The organism is Rhodovulum sp. HP10, assembly GCF_047553435.1.
Lineage (GTDB): Bacteria > Pseudomonadota > Alphaproteobacteria > Rhodobacterales > Rhodobacteraceae > Rhodovulum.
Genome location: NZ_CP180201.1, coordinates 2,226,927 through 2,246,540, shown reverse-complemented (window position 1 = coordinate 2,246,540; position 19,614 = coordinate 2,226,927). Strand labels below are relative to the sequence as shown.

The window sequence follows — 19,614 nt, the reverse complement described above, 5'->3', positions numbered from 1 at the left end:
CCCGCCGCCGCATGGCGGCGCGTTTCTGCCATCAGCCGCGCGTCGCACGATGCGGATCGAAAGCCAGCAGTCTCAGGGCATTCGCGGTGACCAGAACGGTCGCCCCGGTATCGGCCAGAACCGCCATCCAGAGGCCGGTGAGGCCGGTGACCGAGGTCACGAGGAACAGGGCCTTGAGCCCAAGCGCGAGCGCCACGTTCTGATGGATGGTGCGCATCGCGGCCCGCGAGAGCCGGATCATCGCCGGGGCATCGGTCACGCGGTTGCGCAGAAGCGCCGCATCGGCGGTCTCGAGCGCGACATCGCTGCCCGCCCCCATGGCGATGCCGACAGCGGCCCGTTTCAGCGCGGGCGCATCGTTGATGCCGTCGCCGATCATCGCCACGCCGCCCCGGCCGGCCATCGCCGCGACCGCTTCGAGCTTGTCCTCGGGCAAGAGGCCGGCGCGCGGCTCGAGCCCGAGCGGTTCGGCGATGGCACGGGCGGCGCGGGGGTTGTCCCCGGTCAGCATCACCGAGCGGAGCCCCATTTCCGCAAGCGCGGCCACCGCCTCGGCCGCATCCGCGCGGGGCGCATCCGCCAGCCCGATCACGCCAAGCGCGCGCCCTTCCGCGGCCACCAGCACCGCAGAGCCGCCCTTTTCCTCGATCCCGGCCACGGCTGCCGCCACCTCCTGCCCCGCGCCGCCTTCGTCCGGGCCATCGCCCGAGACGGCGCCCGGGACGATACCGGGGGCATGATCCGGGGCCCCGACCCAGACAGACCGCCCCGCGACCTCGGCCTCGGCGCCGCGCCCCGGAAGGCTGCGGGCCCCGCGCGCCTGCGGCAGCTCCAGCCCGCGGGCCTCGGCCGTCGCGAGAATCGCCCGGGCCAGAGGATGCGACGACCCGGTTTCGACCGCAGCGGCCAGCACCAGCACCTCATCGGCCCCGCGCCCCTCCAGCGGCAGGATCGTGGTCACTTCGGGCCGGCCTTCGGTCAACGTGCCGGTCTTGTCGAAGGCGACAGTCTCGACCCGGGCCAGCGTCTCGATCACCGCGCCGCCCTTGATCAGAAGCCCGCGCCGGGCACCGGAGGACAGCGCCGAGGCGATGGTCGCGGGCACCGAGATCACCAGCGCACAGGGACAGCCGATCAGCAGCAGCGCCAGCGCCCGGTAGAAGAAGGTGCCCCAGTCCTGCCCGAAGGCCAGCGGGGGCACCACCGCGACCAGCGCCGCAAGTCCGACGATGGCCGGCATGTAATAGCGGCTGAAGCGGTCGATGAACCGCTCGGTCGGCGCGCGGGCCGCCTCGGCCTCCTCGACCAGCCGGACGATGCGGGCAATGGTGCTGTCCTCCCCGGCCCGCGTGACCTCGACCCGAAGCGCCGCCTCGGTCGCGATCGACCCCGCGCGGACGGTATCGCCGGGGCCGCGCGTCACCGGCAGGCTCTCGCCGGTGACGGGGCTTTCGTCGATCCCCGAGACGCCCTCGACAATGGTCCCGTCGGCCGGGATCCGGTCGCCCGGCCGCACCAGCATGCGCTGCCCCGGCAGCAGATCGGCGGCCGCGACCTCGCGCAGCCGACCGTCCGCCTCCTCGATCCGGGCCCGGCGCGGAACGAGCGCCGAAAGCGCGCGGATGCCCGCCCGCGCGCGGTCGGCCGCCACCGCCTCGAGCAACTCGCCCACCGCGAACAGGAACACCACCATCGCCGCTTCCTGGGCGGCCCCGATCACCAGCGCGCCGGTCGCGGCCAGCGTCATCAGCATCTCGATGGTGAAGGGCATGCCCGCCCGCGCAAGCGACCATGCCCGGCGCGCCACCGGCGCCAGCCCGATCAGGCAGGCCAACACGAAGGGCAGCCCGGCCAGCGCGGCGGGCAAGACCAGCCCCGCCGCCCAGCTCGCTGCCAGAAGCGCGCCCGTGGCCAGCACGAATCCGCCCCGCCCGGTCCGGTACCAGGGCTTGGCTGCCTGCTCGGGCGCGGCGGCAGGCTCCGCCAGCCCGGCCTCGGCCCCGGAACCACCGCAGCCGCAATGACAGCCGCACTCACCGCCATTCCCCTGCCCGGCCCCTTGCCCAGAGCCTTGCCCGGGCTGCGGCCCGGCCGGTCCGATCCCGAAGCCCACCGCCCGCACCGCGGCCTCGACCTCGGCGGGCGAGCTTGTTCCCGCCTCCAGCCGCAGCCGCAGCTTCTCGCGCATCAGCGACACCTCGACCTCGTCGACCCCGGGCAACCGCTCGACCGCGCCGCGGACCTTGCCCGCGCAGGACCCGCAATCCATGCCGGTCACGGTCCATTCGAAGGTTCGCAGAGATGTCAGGGCAGTCATGGCGGCCTCGTGAAACAATTGAAACACCTGCGACGGGCCTGTTGCCCGTTGCCGATTCGCACCCTAATGTCTCTAGAGGCTATAGCTTCAAGAGGCATTTTCATGCTCACCATCGGCAAGCTCGGCAAGGCCGCGGGCGTGAAGGTGCCCACGATCCGGTATTACGAGCAGATCGGACTGCTGGCCGCCCCCGAGCGCAGCAGCGGCAATCAGAGGCTCTATCCGACAGCCACCCTTCAGCGACTGGCCTTCATCCGCCATGCCCGCGAGCTGGGCTTTCCGCTGGATGCGATCCGCGAATTGCTCGACCTTGCCGATCATCCCGAGCGCCCCTGCGCGGCGGCCGATGCCGTGGCACGGCGGCAACTGACCGCGGTCGAGGCGCGGCTGGCCCGGCTGACCGCGCTCAAGACCGAACTGGAACGGATGATCGAGCAATGCGCCGGGGGCAGCGCGGCCGAATGCCGGGTGCTGGAATCGATCGGCGATCACGCACTCTGCAGCACCGACCATACCCGCATCTCCTGACCGCCGCCGTCACGAGCGCCCGGCGACACCGGTCCCGCCATGGACCTGCCGCGGCCCGGCACGAAGGCGGCTGACGGCCGGTCGGCCGGTCGGCCGGACTTTCATCCGCCTCACGGATCTTGCAAGACCTAAGGGCCGATCCGGGCCAACTATAGCCTTTTCGAATTTTCGCCCGAAGAAATACGATAGAAACGCATATTCCGGCTGACCCCGGCCCGGCGCTACTCTGATCCCGGCTTTTGCATGGGGAAAGATATGGGCGCGCTCGACGGTATTCGGATTCTCAGTTTCAACCATTTCCTCTCGGGCCCTGCGGCGGCGCAGCATCTGGCCGACATGGGTGCCGACGTGATCGCCATCGAGCCTATCGGCGGCGCCTTCCAGCGCAACTGGGCCGTCGCCAACCGCTTCGTCGACGAGACCAGCGTCAACCACATGACCACCGGCCGCAACAAGCGCTCGCTCGCGCTGGACCTCAAGGTGCCGGCGGCCCTTGAGGCGGTCAGGCGGCTGATCGCGACCGCCGATGTGGTGATGGAGAATTTCCGCCCCGGTACGATGGACAAGCTCGGGCTTGGCGAGGCCGAGCTGCGCCGGATCAATCCCCGTATCATCTATGCCGCGACCACCGGCTATGGCGCCGACGGCCCGTATGCCAAGCGCCCCGGCCAGGACGTGCTCTTGCAGGCGATGACGGGGCTTGCCGCCCATACAGGCAGCCTCGAGGGCGGGCCGGTCGCCATCGGCACGGTGCCGATCGACCACCATGCCGCGGCGCTGACCGCAGGCGGCATCGTCGCGGCCCTGTTCGAGCGCGAGCGCACCGGCGTCGCCCGCAAGGTCGAGGTCAACATGCTGCAGGCGGCACTCGACCTGCAGGGCGAATCGATCACCGCCTGGATGAACGGCGCCAGCCGCAAGGGTCCGCGCGGCGAGGCGGGGCTGGCGAACTGGTTCAGCCCGGCGCCCTACGGGATCTACGCGGTCAGCGACGGCCATGTCATGATCTCGATGTGCAAGCCCGCCGATCTGGCCGAACCGCTGAACCTGCCCGAACTGGCCGCCTTCACCGAGGAAGACGGCTTTTCGAGACGCGGCGAGATCGCGACGCTGGTGCAGCAGGGCATGGCGGGGCTGAGCATGGCCGAGGCGCTGCCCCTGCTGGAGGCCGCGGGGGTCTGGCACACGCCGGTCGAGGATTACGACGCCCTGCCCCAGAACCCGCAGGTCCGGCATCTGGGCGCCTTCGTCGAGGCCGAGACCCGGGGCGGCTCGCCCATGGTGATGCTGGCCCATCCGGTACGCTATGACGGCGAGACGCCGCCCGTCCGGATGACGCCGCCCGCGCTGGGCGAACACAGCCGCGAGGTGCTGGCCGAGGCGGGCCTTGGTTCCGATGAAATCGAAGCGCTCCTTGCCGCCGGAGCCGCGGCCCAGACCGACCGGATGCGGGCGTAAGAGACATGGATTTCACGATTTCCGACGAGATGAAGATGGTGACCGAGGCGGTGGGCCGCTTCGTGCGCGAGAAGGTCCAGCCGCTGGAGCAGGAGACCGAGGCCAATGCGCAGATCCCGCCCGAAAAGCTGGCGGCCGTGAAGGCCGAGGCACAGGCGCTGGGCTTTTACGCGCTGAACATGTCCGAGGAGGTCGGCGGCGGCGGGCTCGGGGTTCTCGACATGTGCCTGGTCGAGGAACAGCTGGGCCAGACCTCGGACGCGCTGATCCGGCGGATCTTCGGGCAGGTCTATCCGATGCTCGAACAGTTCAAGGGCGATCTGCGCGACAAGTACCTCTATCCCACCGTCAGGGGCGACAAGATCTGCGCCATGGCGATCACCGAACCGGGCGCGGGCTCGGACGCGGCCGCGATCAAGACCAGGGCGGTGCTCGACGGCGATCACTGGGTGCTGAACGGCAGCAAGCATTTCATCTCGGACGGGGACATCGCCGATTACATCATCGTCATGGCGGTGACCGATCCCGAGAAGCGCGCGCGGGGCGGCATCACGCTGCTGATCGTCGACAAGGACATGCCCGGCTTCAGGGTCACGCGGAACCAGCCGATGATGGGCCATCGCGGCTATGGCCATGCCGAGATGACCTTCGACGACGTGCGCATCCCGAAGGACCATATCCTCGGCGAGGTCGGCGAGGGCTTCAGGGTGATGATGGCCAATGTCGGCGGCATTCGCCTTGGCCATATCGGCGCGCGGGCGGTCGGCATGGCCTCGCGCGTGCTCGAGATGATGCGCGGGCATGCCGCCACGCGGAAGCAGTTCGGCCAGCCCATCGGCGAGTTCCAGATGGTCCAGCAGATGATCGCCGACAGCGCGATGGAGATCTTCGCGACCCGGATGATGGTGCTGAACACCGCCTGGGAGATCGACCAAGGGATGGACCCGCGCGACAAGGTATCGATGGTCAAGGTGCAGGCCTCGGAAATGCTGGGCCGGGTCGCCGATCGCGGCATCCAGACCTTCGGCGGTTACGGCTTCACCAAGGAGCTGCCGCTGGAACGCATCTATCGCGATGCGCGGGTGACCCGGATCTATGACGGCACCTCGGAAATCCACCGCATGCTGATCGCCCGCTCGGTGATCAAGCGCGGCCTGACCCTCTGAGCCGATGGAGGCATCGATGACCATCGAACGGGGCCAGTCGGTCACCTTCCGCAAGACCATGACCGTGGCCGAACAGGGCTTCTTCACCGGCATCTCGGGCAATCTGGGTCCGGCCCATGTGGACCGCGTCAAGGCGCAGGCGCTGGGCCTGCCCGACATGGCCGTGTTCGAACTGGCGGCAGGCGCACTGTTCTCGACCGCGCTGTCACGGCTTGCCGGACCCGACTACCGGATCGGCACGATTTCCTTCTCGTTCCACCGCACCGTGACCGTCGGCGAAACGCTGGCCGCCACCGCCACCAGCGGCGGCCCCGAGGGCAAGTCTCTGGTCTGCCATCTGGCGGGCGAGATCGACGGCCACACCGTCGTGACCGGCGAGGCGGTGCTCGTCCTGCGGGAGGGCTGAGCCCAGATGTATGACATCCGTCAGATCGACGAGCTGAGCGTCGGCGACCGCATCAGCGTCACCAAGACCGTGACCGAGGCCGATGGCGCGATGTATATCGCCGCGACCGGCGATTTCGGCCCGGTGCATGTCGACGAAGATTATGCCTCGGGCACACGCTTCGGCGAGCGCCTTGCGCCGGGCATTCTGGTCGCGGGCATCTGCACCTCGGTCCTGACCGCCGAACTGGTGGGCACGCTGGGCATCTCGGTCCGCGACAGCTTCTGGTTCACCGGCGCGGTCCGCTACGGCGACACCCTTACCTTCGAGATCTGGATCAGCGCCAAGGACGAGGAGACCCGCACCGTCGACTGGAAGGCCTCGGCCCGCAACGAGGACGGCACCGAGGTGCTGAAGGTCGACGCCTCCCTGAAATTCCCCCGCAAGAAGGTGACCACATGAGCCTGACCGGAAAAGACCTGCGCGGCATCACGGTCGCGACCGTTCTGCCCTTCGACGAGACGGGCGCCATCGACTGGGAGGGCTACGCGGCCGTCCTCGACCATTGCGCCCGGCCCGAGACGACCGATTGCGTCTTCGTCAACGGCCATGCCGGCGAGGCGACCGCCCTGACCGAGGCCGAACGCGACGAGGTGATCCGCCGGACCCGCGACCAGATCGACAAGGACCTTCTGCTTCTGGCAGGCGTGGTGCCCACGGGCTACCCGGACGCCATCCGCCAGGCCGAGGCCGCGCGCGAGGCCGGCGCCGACGTCGCCGTGATCTTCCCGCCCGAGGCTCTGGGCGGCGGCAATGCCGCGACCAGGGCTCCCGTCGCCTTCATGGAAAAGCTCGCCCGCGAGCTCGCGATGCCGATCTCGGTCTTCCAGTTCCCGATCGCCTCGGGCTTCGGCTATTCGACCGGGGCACTGGCCGAGATCGCGCAGATCCCCGGGATCGTCGCGATCAAGGAAGGCTCGGCCACGATGCTGGCCTATGACGAGAACCGCCGCGCAGTGAAGGCCGTGGCCCCCGATGTCGCGATCCTGCCCTCGAACTTCCACTGGTTCTTCGCCCAGCTGGCGCTGGGCGGCGACGGCATCCTGTCGGGGCTTGCCTCGCTGACGCCGGGCCTGCTGGCCGAACTGTGGCAGGCTTCCGAGGCCCGGGACCTGGCAAGGATGCGCGCGGTCAACGACCGGCTTTACCCGGTGGTGCGCGCGATCTACGGGCCCGCGCCGGTCGTCGACATGCATACCCGCATGAAGGACGGGCTGAAGATGATGGGCATCATCAAATGCGCCACCCCGCGCCTGCCGCTATTGCCGCCCTCCGGGGCCGTCGTCGAAGGCGTCCGCCGCGCACTGACCGAGGCGGAGTTGCTGTGATGGCCGCGCATCCCCATGGCGGGCTCTATGCCGCCACCATCTGCCCCATGCGCGAAGACGGCGCGCTGGATCTCGACAGCCTCGAGCGGCATTTCGAGGCCGTGCTGGCGACCGGGGGGCTCGACGGCCTTTTGCTGAACGGCCATGCGGGCGAAGGGGTTTTCCTCAGCCGCGACGAGGCCGCGACCGTGGTGCGCCGTGCCAGGGCCATCGCGCCCGGCCGCAAGGTGCTGGCGGCGGTCAGCGCCGAGGCGACCGCCGAAGCCGCCACCGATGCCCGCGCCGCGCGCACGGCCGGGGCCGACGCGATCATGGTCTTCGCGCCGTTCTCCTGGGCGCTCGGCGCCGATCCGCGTGCGATCGTCGCCCATCACAAGGGCATCGCCGAGGCCGCCGAAGGACCGATCTACCTGTTTCAGGGCTCGGTCGGCTCGGGCGGGCTGCATTACGGGCCCGACACCCTCGCCGCCCTTCTGGACATCGAAGCGGTGGTCGGCATCAAAGAAGGTTCGTGGGAAACCCGCGCCTATGAGGACACGCTGCGCCTGACCCGGACGCTCCGGCCCGATGTGGCGGTGATGGCCTCGGGCGACGAGCATCTCTTTGCCTGCTACCAGTTCGGCAGCGACGGCTCCGCCGTCAGCCTCGCCGCCGTGGTGCCCGGGCTGATCGTGGCGCTCGATGCCGCCGTCCGCGCCGAGGATACCGACGCCGCGCTGGCGATCCACCGCAAGCTCTATCCGCTGGCCAAGGCGATCTATGCCCGGCCCGGCCATCTGGCCGCCGCCCGGCTCAAGAACTGCCTCGCCCGGCTTGGCCGCATCGACAGCCCGGCCTGCCGCGCCCCGACGCCCAGGATCGACCCGGCCGAAGCCGACCGTCTGGCCGCGGCGCTTGCCCCCTGCCTGGAGCCCCGAGATGACTGAGCCCCGCCAGACCCACATGGTCTTCGTAGATATCGACCCCGAAGAAGAGGCCGCCTTCGACGACTGGTACGACAACACCCACCTGCCCCAGATCCTCGCCTGCCCCGGCTGGCTGGATGCCCGGCGCGAGAAGTGCCTGGAAGGCGGGCCGCGCCATGTCGCGATTTACACGATCACCGGCCCCGAAGCCTATGAAACGCCAGAGTTCGACGCTATCAAGGGCTTCGGGCCGTTCACCGACAGGATCCGCAACTTCCGGCGGGTGCGTCTGACCAAGAACTGAACGCGTGCCCGCAAGAGGGAACGCCCGACAGATGCTGAACCTGCGACAGCTCGAGATCCTGCGTGCGGTGGTGCAGTATCGCACCACCGTGGGCGCCGCCGAGCGGCTGGGCATGTCCCAGCCCTCGGTCTCGAACACCATCCGCCATATCGAGACGGTTCTGGGCTTTCCGCTGTTCGAGCGGGTCTCGAACCGGCTGGTGCCCACCGAAGAGGCGCTGATCCTGCTGGAAGAGGCGGACCCGCTGTTCCTGCTGCGCGACGCGGTGAACCAGCGCGCCGCCGATCTGAGGCGCGGGCAGATCGGCCGGATCCGGATCGCCTCGACCGCGGAACTGTCCGAGGCGGTTCTGCCCGGCGTGATCGCCGGTTACGCGCGGGCCTATCCCAAGGTGCAGATCTCGCTCGAGACCCGGCCGCTCGACAGCGTGCTGCAGGTGGTCGAGAACGGGCTGGCCGATGTCGCCTTCGTCATTGCCGCCTATGAGCGGCAGGCGCTCGATTACGAAACCCTGGTCGAGCTGCGCGCGGTCTGCCTGTGCCCCGCCGACGACCCTCTGGCCCGGCTTGACGCGGTGACGCCGCGCGATCTGATCGGGCGACAGATGGTGGGGCCACAGGTCTCGAACCGGATCGGGCTGATGATCGCCGACAGCTTCCGCGCCAGCGGCCATGTCTACAGTCCCGTCATCGAGACCCGCTTCATGAACGCCGCCGCGCGGGTAGTGCGCGAAGGCTGCGGCGTGACCCTGATCGACGAATTGTCCGCCCATACCGTGCTGCGCCCCGGGCTGGTGGTGCGGGCCTACGAACCTGCGCTCAGCTTCGAACTGACGGCCGCGACCTCACGCGCCAAGACCACCTCGCGCCAGACCCGCCGCCTGATCACCGCCTTCGCCGAGAAGGTGCGCGCCCAGATCGCCGAGGTGCGCACCGAGGCCCGGCGCGACCCGTCATGATCCCGCCCGCGCACGCAAGTCGGCCAGCAGCGCGGCCCCGCCCTCGACGATGAGATTGGTCTCGTTGGTCGCCACGAGGATGCGCGCGCCCAGCGCCAGCGCATGGCTTCCGACCAGCGCAGGCGGCAGCCCCATCGCCCCGAAGGCCAGCCCGCAGGCCCGTGCCGCCGCCGCGATCCGGCCGAAGGCGGCATGGAGCTCGGGATGCCCGACCTGACCGCGCAGCCCCATCCCGTCGGCCAGATCGTTGGTGCCGACGATCAGCGCATCGAGCCCGGGCACGGCGGCAATCTCCTCGACCGCGGCCAGCGCCCCGGCGCTTTCGATCATCGCCATCACCTGCCCGCCCCCGGCCGCCTCGACCAGCGCATCGGCGGGCAGCGGCACATAATCGGCCACCGGCAGCGGCCCCGGCAAGGCCCGTTGCCCGACCGGCGCGAAACGGCAGGCCCGGACCACCGCGCGGGCCTGATCGGCGCTGTCGACATGGGGCACGATCACCCCCGCCGCGCCGCAATCGAGCACCCGCGCCAGATCGGGCGAACCCGGTCCCGTCACCCTGGCATAGACAGGAAACCCGGCCGCCTTGCCGACCGCGGCGGCCTGCCCCAGCTCGGACAGACCGATCGGCCCGTGCTCCATGTCCATGACCGCGAAACCGAATCCTGCACCTTTGGCGAGAAGCACGGCCTCGGCACGCCCCGTAAGGCAGAATGCCAGCCCGATGTCCGGAAGAACGGCGTTTTTCGACTGCACAGAAATTATCCCTTGCGGCAAACCGGCTGCTTCCGAACTGCACGGTTCATGTTTTGACCCTGCCGATCCTACCGTGAAACACGCTTGAGTATTCGCAAAAACGCAGGAACGAATACTACGCATCACTTTAATAATAGACCATTTCCTTTCGCCCCAGAGCTTTACGGATAACCTGATTGCAACAGGCAGATGCGCGGCGGGCTTTCGCCCCTCGCCAGCGACGAAAGGAGATGCGCCGGTGTCGGACCGACCGGGCGGACAGCCCCCCTTTTCGACCCTTCGCGGCCCCGTCCCGAAAGCCCTTTCGGCCGCGCTCTGGGCCTTGCGGCGCCTTGTCGACGGCGCGGCGCTGCTGCTTCTGGGATACATGGCGCTGGCGGTGATGGTGCAGATCGTCGGGCGTTACGTCTTCAACTATTCCATCGCCTGGAGCGAGGAGACGGCGACCTTCGCGCAGATCTGGCTGGCGCTGCTGGGCGCGGGCATCGCGATGCGCCACAACCAGCATGTGGGCGTCGATTTCCTGATCCTGAAGGCGCCGCTGCCGGTGCAGCGGGTGTTCAGCATCGCGGCTTTCGCGCTGGGCGCCTGGTTTCTCGGCGTCGTCGTGGTCGGCTCGGTCTCGATGGTGGGCATCGGCATGATCGTCAAATCGCCCGCGCTGCGCATCCCGATGGCCATTCCGTATTCGGCGCTGCCGGTGGGCTTTGCCTATTTCCTTCTCGAATTCGCGCTTTCGAGCCTGCCGCGCATCCTGCGGCCCGGCCATGACGCGGCCGGGGAGACCGGCATATGATCTGGGCCATCGGCGGTTTTCTCCTGCTTCTGATCTCGGGCATTCCGATCGTGCTGGCCCTCGGCATCGCGGCGCTGGCGGCGATCGAGCTGTCGACCTCGGCACCGATCTCGATCGTGGCCCAGCGCGTCTATGGCGGCATCCAGTCCTTCACCCTGATGGCCATTCCCTTCTTCGTGGCCGCGGGTCTGCTGATGGAGGCCGGCGGCATCGCCCGGCGCTTCGTCAATCTCGCGGGCGCCATGGTCGGCTGGATCACCGGCAGCCTCTACATGGTTTCGGTCGTCACCGGCACCGGGCTCGCGGCGATCTCGGGCTCGGGCTCGGCCGATACCGCCGCGATCAGCGCGGTCATGGTGCCCGAGATGAAGAAGCGCCGTTACGACATCGACCTGGCCGCGGCGATCATCGCCGCCTCGGGCTCGCTGGCCTCGATCATCCCGCCCTCGATCGTGATGATCGTCATCGCCGTCACCGCGAACCAGTCGATCGGCGCGATGTTCCTCGGCGGCATCGTCCCGGGCCTGATCGTCATGCTCGGGCTGATGCTGGGCGCCTGGCTGTTCGCGCGCCGCGGCGGCGACGCCTATCGCGACGGCGCGCCCTTCACCTTCGCCCGGCTCGCCCATGCCTTTCGCGACGCGGCCCCCGGCATGATCGTGCCCGTGGTCATCATCGGCGGCATCGTCGGCGGAGTCTTCACCGCGACCGAGGCCGCCTGCGTCGCGCTCTTCACCACGCTGATCGTGACCATGTTCATCTACAAGGAGCTGAAACCGCGCGATCTGCCCCGGATCCTGCTGAAGGCGATCAGCCTGTCGGCGACGGTGCTGATCATCATTGCGACGGCCTCTGTCTTCACCTGGATCATCGCGACCCAGGGCCTGCCCGCGATACTGAGCGGCTGGCTGACCGGCATCACCGAAAACCCCATCATCTTCCTGCTGATCGTCAATCTTCTGCTGCTGGTGGTCGGCATGTTCATGGAAAGCATCTCGGCGGTGCTGATCCTCCTGCCGATCCTTCTGCCCATCGCCCGCAGTTACGGCATCGACCCGGTGCAGTTCGGCATCATCACCGCGCTGAACCTGTCGATCGGGCTGATCACGCCGCCCTACGGCATCTGCCTTTACGTCGCCGCCTCGGTGGCCGGACGGCGGATCGAGCAGGTCTCGCGCCGGATCTGGCTGCCCTTCCTGTGCATGTTTCTCGCGCTGATGCTGGTGACCTTCGTGCCGGCCGTCTCGCTGTGGCTGCCCGCGCTGATGATGAACTGACCCGACTTCGCCCCTAAAAAACAAGGAAAATCCCCTGATGTCCAACAGAGCCCTCCCCGCCATCGCCCTTCTGGCCATGCTGACCGGCCTGCCGGCGCTGGCCGCCGATTTCACCTTCAAGGTGGCCCATACCAACGCCGCCGACGAGGTGCAGGACAAGGGCCTGCAGAAGATGCGCGAGCTGCTGGAAGAGAAGACCGACGGCGCCGCGACGCTGGACATCTATCCGGGCGGCCAGCTCGGCGACGAGGCGCAGCTGATCGAGGGCGTGATGCTGGGCTCGCTCGACATGTCGATGACCTCGAATTCGCTTCTGTCGAACTATATCGAGGATTTCCGCGTCTTCGACATGCCCTTCCTCTTCCCCTCGATCTCGGCGCTGGGCGAGAAGGTCGATGCCAATTGGGGCCTGATGGAAGACAGCGCGAACGGGTCGGGCTTTCAGCTGCTGGGCGTGTTCTCCTCGGGCATCCGCCACCTGATGACCTCGAAGCCGGTCACGGGCATCGACGATGTCCAGGGCCTCAAGATCCGCACCATGCAGAACCCGGTTCATGTCGAGGCCTGGCGCGCCTATGGCGCCAACCCGACACCGATGGCCTATTCCGAGCTTTACGGCGCGCTGCAATCGGGTGTGGTGGACGGGGCCGAGGCCGCCTCGAGCGGCTATGACGGCATGAAATTCTACGAGGTCGCGCCCGATTTCGCCCTTGTCGGCTGGCTGAACATGACCGCCCCGGTGGTGATGCAGAAGGCGGCCTTCGACGCGCTGCCAGAGACCATCCGGACCGCGCTGATGGAGGCGGGACAGGAAGCCGCCCAATGGCAACGGAGCTATGTCGAGGATCAGGAACAGCCGCTGATCGACAGCTTCAGGGCCGAGGGCGTGACCATCACCACCCCCGATACCGAGCCCTTCCGCGAGGCCTCGCTGCCGCTTTACGAGAGCGAGCTGAAGACCCCCGGCCAGAAAGCCCTGTTCAAGGCGCTGACCGCGAAATAGGGCCCGCCCTGCCTGCCTTGCCGCGGCCCCTTGCGGGACGCGGCATCCTCTTTTCCAACAGAAGAAGCAATCCTGCCATGCTCGACCTCGCCATCCGAAACGCCCAGATCGTCACCGCCGCCGACCGCTATGTCGCCGATATCGGCATCCGCGACGGCCGCATCGTCGAAATCGCCGAGCGCGTGGGCGAGGCCCGCGAAGAGATCGACGCGACCGGTCTCTGGGCCATGCCCGGCGGCATCGACGCCCATGTCCATCTGGCCCAACCCCAGGGCGGCGGCGTGGTCATGGCCGACGATTTCGAGACCGGCACCCGCTCGGCCGCGGCGGGCGGCAACACCACCGTCCTGCCCTTCGCGCTGCAGCAGAAGGGCCAGACGCTGCGCGAGGCGGTGCAGGCCTATCACGAACAGGCAGAGGGCAAGTGCCATGTCGACGTGTCCTTCCACCTGATCATCACCGACCCGACGCCGCAGGTTCTGGGCCAGGAGCTGCCCGCGCTGATCAAGGACGGCTATACCTCGTTCAAGGTCTTCATGACCTATGACGACCTGATCCTGAACGATGCCGAGCTGCTCGAGGTCTTCGATACCGCGCAGCGCGAGAAGGCGCTGGTGATGGTCCATGCCGAGGGCCATGACGCGATCAAGTTCATGACCCGCAAGCTGGAAGAGGCGGGCAGGACCGCGCCCTATTACCACGCGATCTCGCATTCCGCCGTGGCCGAGCGCGAGGCCACCCACCGCGCCATCAGCCATGCCGAGCTGACCGATGTGCCGATCGTCATCGTCCATGTCTCGGGCCGCGAGCCGATGGAACAGATCCAGTGGGCCAAGCGGCGCGGCCGCAAGATCTTCGCCGAGACCTGCCCGCAATATATCGCCCTGACCCGGGACGATCTGAAGGGTCTGAACATGGACTTCTCGGGCGCCAAATATGTCTGCTCGCCGCCGCCGCGCGATACCGACAGCCAGGAGGCGATCTGGGAAGGGCTGCGGGACGGCACCTTCGACATCTTCTCGTCCGACCATTGCCCGTTCCGCTATGAAGACTCGGCCGGCAAGGATGTGAAGGGAGCGCGAACCTCGTTCAAATGGGTGCCGAACGGCATTCCGGGCGTCGCCGCGCGGCTGCCCGTGCTGTTTTCCGAGGGCGTGTCGAAGGGCCGGATCACGGCCGAACGCTTCGTGGCGCTGACGGCGACGAACCCGGCGAAGCTTTACGGGCTTTATCCGAAAAAGGGCAGCATCGCCATCGGCTCGGATGCCGATATCGCGCTCTGGGACCCCGAGATGGAGACCACCATCACCCAGGCCAAGATGCATCACGGCTGCGACTACACCCCCTATGAGGGGATGGCGGTGAAGGGCTGGCCGGTCCGGACGATCCTGCGCGGCAAGACGGTCGCGGCCGATGGCAAGGTGACCGGCAGCCCGGCCGAGGGCCAGTACCTCCCCCGCAAGATCAGCGGCGAGGCCTTCCCCGGCTGAGCCGGGCATGAAACGGCCGGGCGGCAGCCGCCTGCCCCCGGCCCCTTCCCTCCGCCCCGCAGGCGTTCAGAGCCGGCTGCCCTCGGGATCGACCCGGGCGGCGAGGTCTTCCATCATCGCCGCATTCTGCATCCGCAGGATCGCCTCGGCCGCGGGCAGGTCCTGACGCCTGAGCGCCTCGACCATCAGCGTCATCTCCTCGGCCAGCACCGCCTGCCGCCCCGGCCCGTAGCCGAAGCTGCGACGGAAGGCGAAGATCAGCTCCCAGCCACGCAGGAACATCCGCAGCGCCTCGCGATTGCCGCCGAACTCGACCAGGCGCCCGTTGAAGCGGCGGTTGATCTCCAGCGCCTCGACCTCTGCGCCCGCCGCCAGATGCGCGGCATAGGTCTCGGCCAGGGCCTCGAGTTCCTTCAGCCGCTCCAGCGTCAGATTCCGCATGCCCCGCCTCAGCGCAAAGATCCGAAGCTCGGTGTTCAGCTCGAACAGGTCCGAGATATAGGCGCGGTCGAGCCGGCGCACGGTGGCACCGCGATTGGGCTCGATCTCGACCAGCCCCTCGCCCTCGAGCTTTCTGAGCGCCTCGCGCAGCGGCATGGTCGAAAAGCCCAGCGAGGCCGCCAGTTCGGCCACCTTCAGCCGTTCGCCCGGCGCGAACCGGCCCGCAAGGATCGCCTCGCGGATCTGACGGGTGGCCTGATCGACCGAATTGGCGGCGGGTTCCAGTTTTCTGTCCTTCAGCGGTCCGGGTCCGGGCGCGACCATGGCCTAGCCCCGCTTGCGGATCAACGAGACATGTTCGGCGGTGATCGCGGGGCTGCCATCGGCCAGGATCAGATCGACGGCCTCGGTCACGACACCCGCGGGCCGCGACCGGCTTTCGCGCCGGTCGGTGAAGGCCATCTCGACATGCACCTCGTCGCCCACCACCATCGGCCGGACAAAGCGCACCGCGTTCCACCCGAGCGAGGCAATCGAGCTGTCCTCGTAAAGCTTCAGCCCGGTCTTCAGCCCCTCCATCAGCGCCAGCCCGTAAAGCCCATGCGCGATGATGCCGGAAAACCCGGCCTGTTTCGCATAGGCCTCGTCGGTATGCAGCGGGTGATGGTCCCGCGTCAGCCGACAGAAATCGGCGATGTCGGCCTCGGTGATGACATGGGAGGCGGTGGTGAACCGCGCCCCGATCTCGATATCCTCGTAATACAGGCTCATGCGCAGGCCTTCTGCACCTGGCGGGCGATGATCATGCGCTGGATCTGGTTGGTGCCCTCGTAGATCTGGCTGAGCCGCACGTCGCGGAACAGCCGCTCGATCCGGTATTCGCGGGAATAGCCGTTGCCACCATGGATCTGCAGCGCGTTCGAGATATGGACCTGTGCCATGTCGGTGGTGAACAGCTTGGCCTGCGCCGCCTCCAGCGCGATCGGATGGCCCGCATCGTAAAGCTTCGCGGCGTGATGGATCAGCAGGCGCGCGGCGGCGATATCCTTCGACATGTCGGCGATCATGAACTGGATCGCCTGGAAATCGAAGATCGGCTTGCCGAACTGCCGCCGGTCATTGGCATAGGCGACGGCATCCTCCATCGCGGCCTGGGCCATGCCCAGCGCCATCGAGGACATCATCAGCCGCGAGAAGTTGAAATTCTCCATCGCCATCTTGAAGGCGCCATGCTCGGGCCCGATCCGGTTCGCCACCGGTACCCGCACCTCGTCGAAGCTGAGCATGCAATCGGCAAGCCCGTGCATCCCCAGAAGCTCCTCGGACTTGCCGCGATGGACGCCGGGACGGTCGGTCTCGACCAGGATGCAGGAAATGCCGCGATGCCCGGCCTCGGGGTCGGTCTTGGCGAAGACCATGATGACATCGGCAATCTGGCCGAAGGTGACCCAGGCCTTGCCGCCCTTGATCACGTAATCGTCGCCATCGCGCCGGGCGGTGGTCTTCATCGCCGCGACATCCGAGCCGCAATCGGGTTCGGTGACGGCGGTGGCGGGAATGACCCGGCCCTCGACGATGCCGGGGATCCATTTGCGGGTCTCGTCGCTGCCATGGTGGTTCAGGAACAGCGCCGCCTCGACCGGAATCGCGAAGGCATTGCCGACCGCGCCCGAGCCGCGCGCGATTTCCTCCATCACGATGCAGGCGGCCATGGCGTCGAGCCCGACGCCCCCGGCCTCTTCGGGCAGGGCGACGCCGAACAGCCCCTGTTCGGCAAGGGTCTCGTAGATGGCGCGGGGGAAGACGTCGTCGCGGTCGATGGCGGCAGCGGCGGGCGCGATCACCTGATCGCTGAGCTTGCGCGCGGTATCGCGCACCATGCGCTGCTCTTCGGTGAAGAACTGATCCAAGAGCGATCTCCTTTGAGGTCTATCTGTATAAATCTGATCACAAGCATTCCGTGACGCAAGGCGCGGGTCAAGCCGAAGCGACACCGCCATGGAAGGCATCGCCCGGATCCCGGTCGAAGAAGTAGACGATGACGTCCTTGGGTTGCGCACCATAGGCGCGGCAGAGCGCGCCGGTCAGGGCGCGCGCCGCCTCGGCCTTGGCCCCGGTCGACCTGGGGAAGGCATGCACCTTTGCAAAAATGCGGAATATTTCAGCATTTTTGCTATATTTTCCGGCATGTCCGTAGGAATTTTCGGGGGTCGAAAAATAATAGACGGTGACGATTTCCGGCTTGATTCCGAAGGCTGCGCAGAGACCATCGGTCATCAGGGAGGTGGCAAGTGCCCGTGTTTCCTGCACGGGTTCGCGGTCGAAGACTTCGATGAAGGGCATGGCGATCTCCTGTCGTGACGGGGGCGCCCGGCGCCCGGAGCGGGGCCGGATGTTGACCGGATACATGATCATATCAATTCTGCAACAAACAGTTTGAGATCTAAAATGGGAATCGGAATGAGATTCAGGGGAAGCTACACGGTCTGCGTCACGGCCTTTGACGACGAGGGTCGGATCGACCTGCCCGCCATGCGCAGCTATACCGACTGGCAGATCGCCGAGGGCGCGCATGGGCTGGTGCCGCTGGGCTCGACCGGCGAGTTCCTGTCGCTGACGCGCAAGGAACGGGGGCAGGTCGCCGAGGCGGTGATCGGCCAGGCCGGGGGCCGGGTGCCGGTGCTGATCGGCACGTCTGCCGAATGGACCGACGAGGCGATCGCGCTGTCCAGAGATGCCGAGGCCTTGGGCGCCGACGGGGTGATGCTGGTCCCGCCCTATTATTCCTCGCCCACCGATGACGAGCTGTTCACCCATTTCCGCCGCGTGGCCGAGGCGCTGTCGATCCCGGTCATGCTGTATAACAACCCCTTCACCGCCAATGTCGACCTGACCGCGCCGCTGGTCGCGCGGCTCTCGGAAATCGACAATATCGTCGCGATCAAGGACACCTCGAAGAACGTCCACCGGGTGACCGAACTGATCGAGCTGTGCGGCGACCGTCTGACCGTCTTCGCGGGCTATTACCCCTGGGAAAGCTATCGTTGCGGCGCGATGGGCTACAGCTCGGTCATGGCCAATATCTCGCCGCGGCTCTCGGCCGAAATGTTCACCGAAGCCCTCGACGGCGATGCCGCCAAGGGCCGCGAGATCTACGTGAAATGCCTGCCGCTGATCAATGCGCTGGCCGGCGATCTCTACGTCTCGGCCACCAAGGCCGCGATGGCGATGATCGGCCGGCCGATGGGCGCGCCGCGCCCGCCGCGGCTGCCGCTGCCGCAGGACAGGCAGGACCAGCTGCGCCGCATCCTCGACGATCTCGGGCTTCTGGCGGAAGCCTGAATCGGGGCCGCCAGAAGCCCCGCACGAACATCCGCCCCGACAGAGAGACCCCCGAAAGGAAACGCCCCATGAAACTGACCAACCTCGCGCTCTGCCTTGCCCTCGGCGCCTCGGCCGCGCTGCCCGCCTTCGCCCAGGAGATCGTGCTGAAGGCCAGCCATAACGCCAATGCCGAAGAGCCCTATGGCGTCGGCATGCGCAAGATGGCCGAGATTCTCGAAGAGAAATCCGGCGGCAAGGCCACCATCCAGGTCTTCGACAATGCCCAGCTCGGCGACGAGATGGAAAGCATCCAGGGCACCCAGATGGGCACGGTCGGCCTGGCCGTGACCGCGAATGAGACGCTGGCCAATTTCGTGCCCGATCTGGCCGTCTTCAGCCTGCCCTTCCTGTTCAGGGATGCCGATCAGATGGACCGCGCTCTGAGCGATCCGGCGGTCATCACCAAGGCCCAGGAGATCCTGAACCAGAAGGGCTTTCACCTCGTCAGCTTCTTCTCGGCGGGCACCCGTCACATCATGACCAAGACCCCGATCGAGACCCTGGACGACCTTGCGGGGCTGAAGATCCGCACCATGCAGAACCCGGCCCATGTCGACACCTTCAAGGCCTTCGGGGCGAACCCGACGCCGCTGGCCTATACCGAGCTTTACGGCGCGCTCGAAACCGGTGTCGTCGACGGGGCCGAGGCCGCCAACACCAATTACTACGCCAAGAAGTTCTACGAGGTGTCCCCCGACTGGGCGGTGATCGGCTGGCTGGAACTGGTGGCGCCGGTGATCATGGGCGAGGCCGCCTATCAGGCGCTGCCCGCCGATGTCCGGGCCGCGCTGGACGAAGCCGGGATCGAGGCCGGCCGGTTCCAGCGCCAGACCTATCGCGACAGCGACACTGCGCGCTTTGCCGATCTCGAGGCAGTGGGCGTCAGGATCTCGCATCCCGACGATGCCGCCTTCCGCGCCGCCGCAGCCCCGATCCAGGAGAAATACATCCAGACCGATGCGCAGAAAGAGCTGTTCGAGCTGCTGCAGGCGGTGAACTGACCGTTCCCTCCCCGACCTCCCGGCCGCCTTGCGCGGCCGGGCCTTTCCCGTTTTTCC

21 protein-coding genes are annotated in these 19,614 nt (G+C 67.6%); 15 read left to right on the top strand and 6 right to left on the bottom strand.

Translation table 11 applies throughout. The features are described 5' to 3' along the window. Positions 1 to 31: 31 nt before the first annotated feature. Positions 32 to 2,317 carry a heavy metal translocating P-type ATPase gene (locus tag ACK8CO_RS10565; RefSeq protein ID WP_414896596.1) on the bottom strand — a complete coding sequence of 762 codons (2,286 nt, stop codon included), beginning with the start codon at positions 2,315 to 2,317 and terminating at the stop codon, positions 32 to 34. A gap of 102 nt (positions 2,318 to 2,419) precedes the next feature. Between ACK8CO_RS10565 and ACK8CO_RS10560 the strand changes: the two genes are divergently transcribed. From ACK8CO_RS10560 to ACK8CO_RS10520, 9 genes are all read left to right on the top strand, one after another. Next, positions 2,420 to 2,845, top strand: coding sequence for a MerR family transcriptional regulator (locus ACK8CO_RS10560; RefSeq protein ID WP_080617690.1), 426 nt, complete (start codon positions 2,420 to 2,422; stop codon positions 2,843 to 2,845). Positions 2,846 to 3,100: 255 nt separating this feature from the next. Continuing rightward, positions 3,101 to 4,303: a CaiB/BaiF CoA transferase family protein gene (locus ACK8CO_RS10555; protein WP_414896595.1), complete on the top strand. Its 1,203-nt coding sequence runs from the start codon at positions 3,101 to 3,103 to the stop codon at positions 4,301 to 4,303. Between the two features lie 5 nt (positions 4,304 to 4,308). Continuing rightward, positions 4,309 to 5,469 (top strand): acyl-CoA dehydrogenase family protein, encoded by a 1,161-nt coding sequence (locus ACK8CO_RS10550; protein ID WP_414896594.1) that lies wholly within the window; start codon positions 4,309 to 4,311, stop codon positions 5,467 to 5,469. Between the two features lie 16 nt (positions 5,470 to 5,485). Next, the gene (locus tag ACK8CO_RS10545) at positions 5,486 to 5,875 is read left to right on the top strand and encodes a MaoC/PaaZ C-terminal domain-containing protein (RefSeq protein WP_414896593.1); all 390 of its coding nucleotides are present in this window, start codon (positions 5,486 to 5,488) and stop codon (positions 5,873 to 5,875) included. Positions 5,876 to 5,881: 6 nt separating this feature from the next. Then, on the top strand, positions 5,882 to 6,316 hold the full coding sequence (locus tag ACK8CO_RS10540) for a MaoC family dehydratase (RefSeq protein WP_080617694.1): 435 nt from the start codon (positions 5,882 to 5,884) through the stop codon (positions 6,314 to 6,316). Next, complete coding sequence (locus tag ACK8CO_RS10535) at positions 6,313 to 7,242, top strand: dihydrodipicolinate synthase family protein (RefSeq protein WP_414896592.1); 930 nt, start codon at positions 6,313 to 6,315, stop codon at positions 7,240 to 7,242. The genes ACK8CO_RS10540 and ACK8CO_RS10535 overlap by 4 nt, the downstream gene beginning before the upstream one ends. Further along, positions 7,242 to 8,168 (top strand): dihydrodipicolinate synthase family protein, encoded by a 927-nt coding sequence (locus ACK8CO_RS10530; RefSeq protein WP_414896591.1) that lies wholly within the window; start codon positions 7,242 to 7,244, stop codon positions 8,166 to 8,168. Before ACK8CO_RS10535 ends, ACK8CO_RS10530 begins: the two co-directional genes overlap by 1 nt. Then, positions 8,161 to 8,451, top strand: coding sequence for a DUF4286 family protein (locus ACK8CO_RS10525; RefSeq protein WP_201152490.1), 291 nt, complete (start codon positions 8,161 to 8,163; stop codon positions 8,449 to 8,451). The genes ACK8CO_RS10530 and ACK8CO_RS10525 overlap by 8 nt, the downstream gene beginning before the upstream one ends. 31 nt (positions 8,452 to 8,482) lie before the next feature. Continuing rightward, positions 8,483 to 9,409, top strand: a complete 927-nt coding sequence (locus tag ACK8CO_RS10520) for a LysR family transcriptional regulator (RefSeq protein ID WP_080617698.1) — start codon at positions 8,483 to 8,485, stop codon at positions 9,407 to 9,409. Here the strand turns inward: ACK8CO_RS10520 and ACK8CO_RS10515 are convergent. Beyond that, the gene (locus ACK8CO_RS10515) at positions 9,404 to 10,165 is read right to left on the bottom strand and encodes an HpcH/HpaI aldolase family protein (protein ID WP_414896590.1); all 762 of its coding nucleotides are present in this window, start codon (positions 10,163 to 10,165) and stop codon (positions 9,404 to 9,406) included. The two genes, ACK8CO_RS10520 and ACK8CO_RS10515, sit on opposite strands and share 6 nt — an antisense overlap. Positions 10,166 to 10,403: 238 nt before the next feature. On the opposite strand from ACK8CO_RS10515, the gene ACK8CO_RS10510 reads away from it, so the two are divergent. The 4 genes from ACK8CO_RS10510 to hydA all read left to right on the top strand — a co-directional run bounded on the left by ACK8CO_RS10510 (position 10,404) and on the right by hydA (position 14,731). Beyond that, complete coding sequence (locus tag ACK8CO_RS10510; RefSeq protein ID WP_414896589.1) at positions 10,404 to 10,961, top strand: TRAP transporter small permease; 558 nt, start codon at positions 10,404 to 10,406, stop codon at positions 10,959 to 10,961. Continuing rightward, on the top strand, positions 10,958 to 12,238 hold the full coding sequence (locus tag ACK8CO_RS10505) for a TRAP transporter large permease (RefSeq protein ID WP_414896588.1): 1,281 nt from the start codon (positions 10,958 to 10,960) through the stop codon (positions 12,236 to 12,238). The genes ACK8CO_RS10510 and ACK8CO_RS10505 overlap by 4 nt, the downstream gene beginning before the upstream one ends. A 37-nt stretch (positions 12,239 to 12,275) precedes the next feature. Then, positions 12,276 to 13,241, top strand: coding sequence for a TRAP transporter substrate-binding protein (locus tag ACK8CO_RS10500; protein ID WP_414896587.1), 966 nt, complete (start codon positions 12,276 to 12,278; stop codon positions 13,239 to 13,241). A gap of 77 nt (positions 13,242 to 13,318) precedes the next feature. Further along, positions 13,319 to 14,731: a dihydropyrimidinase gene (gene hydA / locus ACK8CO_RS10495; RefSeq protein ID WP_414896586.1), complete on the top strand. Its 1,413-nt coding sequence runs from the start codon at positions 13,319 to 13,321 to the stop codon at positions 14,729 to 14,731. Between the two features lie 66 nt (positions 14,732 to 14,797). Here hydA and ACK8CO_RS10490 read toward each other — a convergent pair whose 3' ends face one another. From ACK8CO_RS10490 to ACK8CO_RS10475, 4 genes are all read right to left on the bottom strand, one after another. Further along, the gene (locus tag ACK8CO_RS10490; protein ID WP_080617703.1) at positions 14,798 to 15,496 is read right to left on the bottom strand and encodes a GntR family transcriptional regulator; all 699 of its coding nucleotides are present in this window, start codon (positions 15,494 to 15,496) and stop codon (positions 14,798 to 14,800) included. 3 nt (positions 15,497 to 15,499) lie between these two features. Then, positions 15,500 to 15,943 (bottom strand): MaoC family dehydratase, encoded by a 444-nt coding sequence (locus ACK8CO_RS10485; RefSeq protein ID WP_414896585.1) that lies wholly within the window; start codon positions 15,941 to 15,943, stop codon positions 15,500 to 15,502. After that, positions 15,940 to 17,082, bottom strand: a complete 1,143-nt coding sequence (locus ACK8CO_RS10480) for an acyl-CoA dehydrogenase family protein (RefSeq protein ID WP_414896584.1) — start codon at positions 17,080 to 17,082, stop codon at positions 15,940 to 15,942. Before ACK8CO_RS10480 ends, ACK8CO_RS10485 begins: the two co-directional genes overlap by 4 nt. Before the next feature lie 67 nt (positions 17,083 to 17,149). After that, positions 17,150 to 17,515: a tautomerase family protein gene (locus ACK8CO_RS10475; RefSeq protein WP_414896583.1), complete on the bottom strand. Its 366-nt coding sequence runs from the start codon at positions 17,513 to 17,515 to the stop codon at positions 17,150 to 17,152. 117 nt (positions 17,516 to 17,632) lie between these two features. Here ACK8CO_RS10475 and dapA point away from each other — a divergent pair, with 117 nt between their 5' ends. Then, complete coding sequence (dapA, locus tag ACK8CO_RS10470; protein ID WP_414896582.1) at positions 17,633 to 18,514, top strand: 4-hydroxy-tetrahydrodipicolinate synthase; 882 nt, start codon at positions 17,633 to 17,635, stop codon at positions 18,512 to 18,514. 68 nt (positions 18,515 to 18,582) lie between these two features. Further along, complete coding sequence (locus tag ACK8CO_RS10465; RefSeq protein ID WP_414896581.1) at positions 18,583 to 19,557, top strand: TRAP transporter substrate-binding protein; 975 nt, start codon at positions 18,583 to 18,585, stop codon at positions 19,555 to 19,557. Positions 19,558 to 19,614: the final 57 nt, after the last annotated feature.

Bases quoted from the DNA above. Each gene is read 5' to 3' on its own strand.
- ACK8CO_RS10560 (WP_080617690.1), top strand. From the start codon at position 2,420: ATGCTCACCATCGGCAAGCTCGGCAAGGCCGCGGGCGTGAAGGTGCCC.
- ACK8CO_RS10540 (WP_080617694.1), top strand. From the start codon at position 5,882: ATGTATGACATCCGTCAGATCGACGAGCTGAGCGTCGGCGACCGCATC.
- ACK8CO_RS10475 (WP_414896583.1), bottom strand. From the start codon at position 17,515: ATGCCCTTCATCGAAGTCTTCGACCGCGAACCCGTGCAGGAAACACGG.
- ACK8CO_RS10505 (WP_414896588.1), top strand. From the start codon at position 10,958: ATGATCTGGGCCATCGGCGGTTTTCTCCTGCTTCTGATCTCGGGCATT.
- ACK8CO_RS10550 (WP_414896594.1), top strand. From the start codon at position 4,309: ATGGATTTCACGATTTCCGACGAGATGAAGATGGTGACCGAGGCGGTG.
- ACK8CO_RS10555 (WP_414896595.1), top strand. From the start codon at position 3,101: ATGGGCGCGCTCGACGGTATTCGGATTCTCAGTTTCAACCATTTCCTC.
- ACK8CO_RS10520 (WP_080617698.1), top strand. From the start codon at position 8,483: ATGCTGAACCTGCGACAGCTCGAGATCCTGCGTGCGGTGGTGCAGTAT.
- ACK8CO_RS10545 (WP_414896593.1), top strand. From the start codon at position 5,486: ATGACCATCGAACGGGGCCAGTCGGTCACCTTCCGCAAGACCATGACC.
- ACK8CO_RS10565 (WP_414896596.1), bottom strand. From the start codon at position 2,317: ATGACTGCCCTGACATCTCTGCGAACCTTCGAATGGACCGTGACCGGC.
- ACK8CO_RS10490 (WP_080617703.1), bottom strand. From the start codon at position 15,496: ATGGTCGCGCCCGGACCCGGACCGCTGAAGGACAGAAAACTGGAACCC.
- ACK8CO_RS10465 (WP_414896581.1), top strand. From the start codon at position 18,583: ATGAAACTGACCAACCTCGCGCTCTGCCTTGCCCTCGGCGCCTCGGCC.
- ACK8CO_RS10500 (WP_414896587.1), top strand. From the start codon at position 12,276: ATGTCCAACAGAGCCCTCCCCGCCATCGCCCTTCTGGCCATGCTGACC.
- ACK8CO_RS10535 (WP_414896592.1), top strand. From the start codon at position 6,313: ATGAGCCTGACCGGAAAAGACCTGCGCGGCATCACGGTCGCGACCGTT.
- ACK8CO_RS10530 (WP_414896591.1), top strand. From the start codon at position 7,242: ATGGCCGCGCATCCCCATGGCGGGCTCTATGCCGCCACCATCTGCCCC.
- dapA (WP_414896582.1), top strand. From the start codon at position 17,633: ATGAGATTCAGGGGAAGCTACACGGTCTGCGTCACGGCCTTTGACGAC.
- hydA (WP_414896586.1), top strand. From the start codon at position 13,319: ATGCTCGACCTCGCCATCCGAAACGCCCAGATCGTCACCGCCGCCGAC.
- ACK8CO_RS10525 (WP_201152490.1), top strand. From the start codon at position 8,161: ATGACTGAGCCCCGCCAGACCCACATGGTCTTCGTAGATATCGACCCC.
- ACK8CO_RS10485 (WP_414896585.1), bottom strand. From the start codon at position 15,943: ATGAGCCTGTATTACGAGGATATCGAGATCGGGGCGCGGTTCACCACC.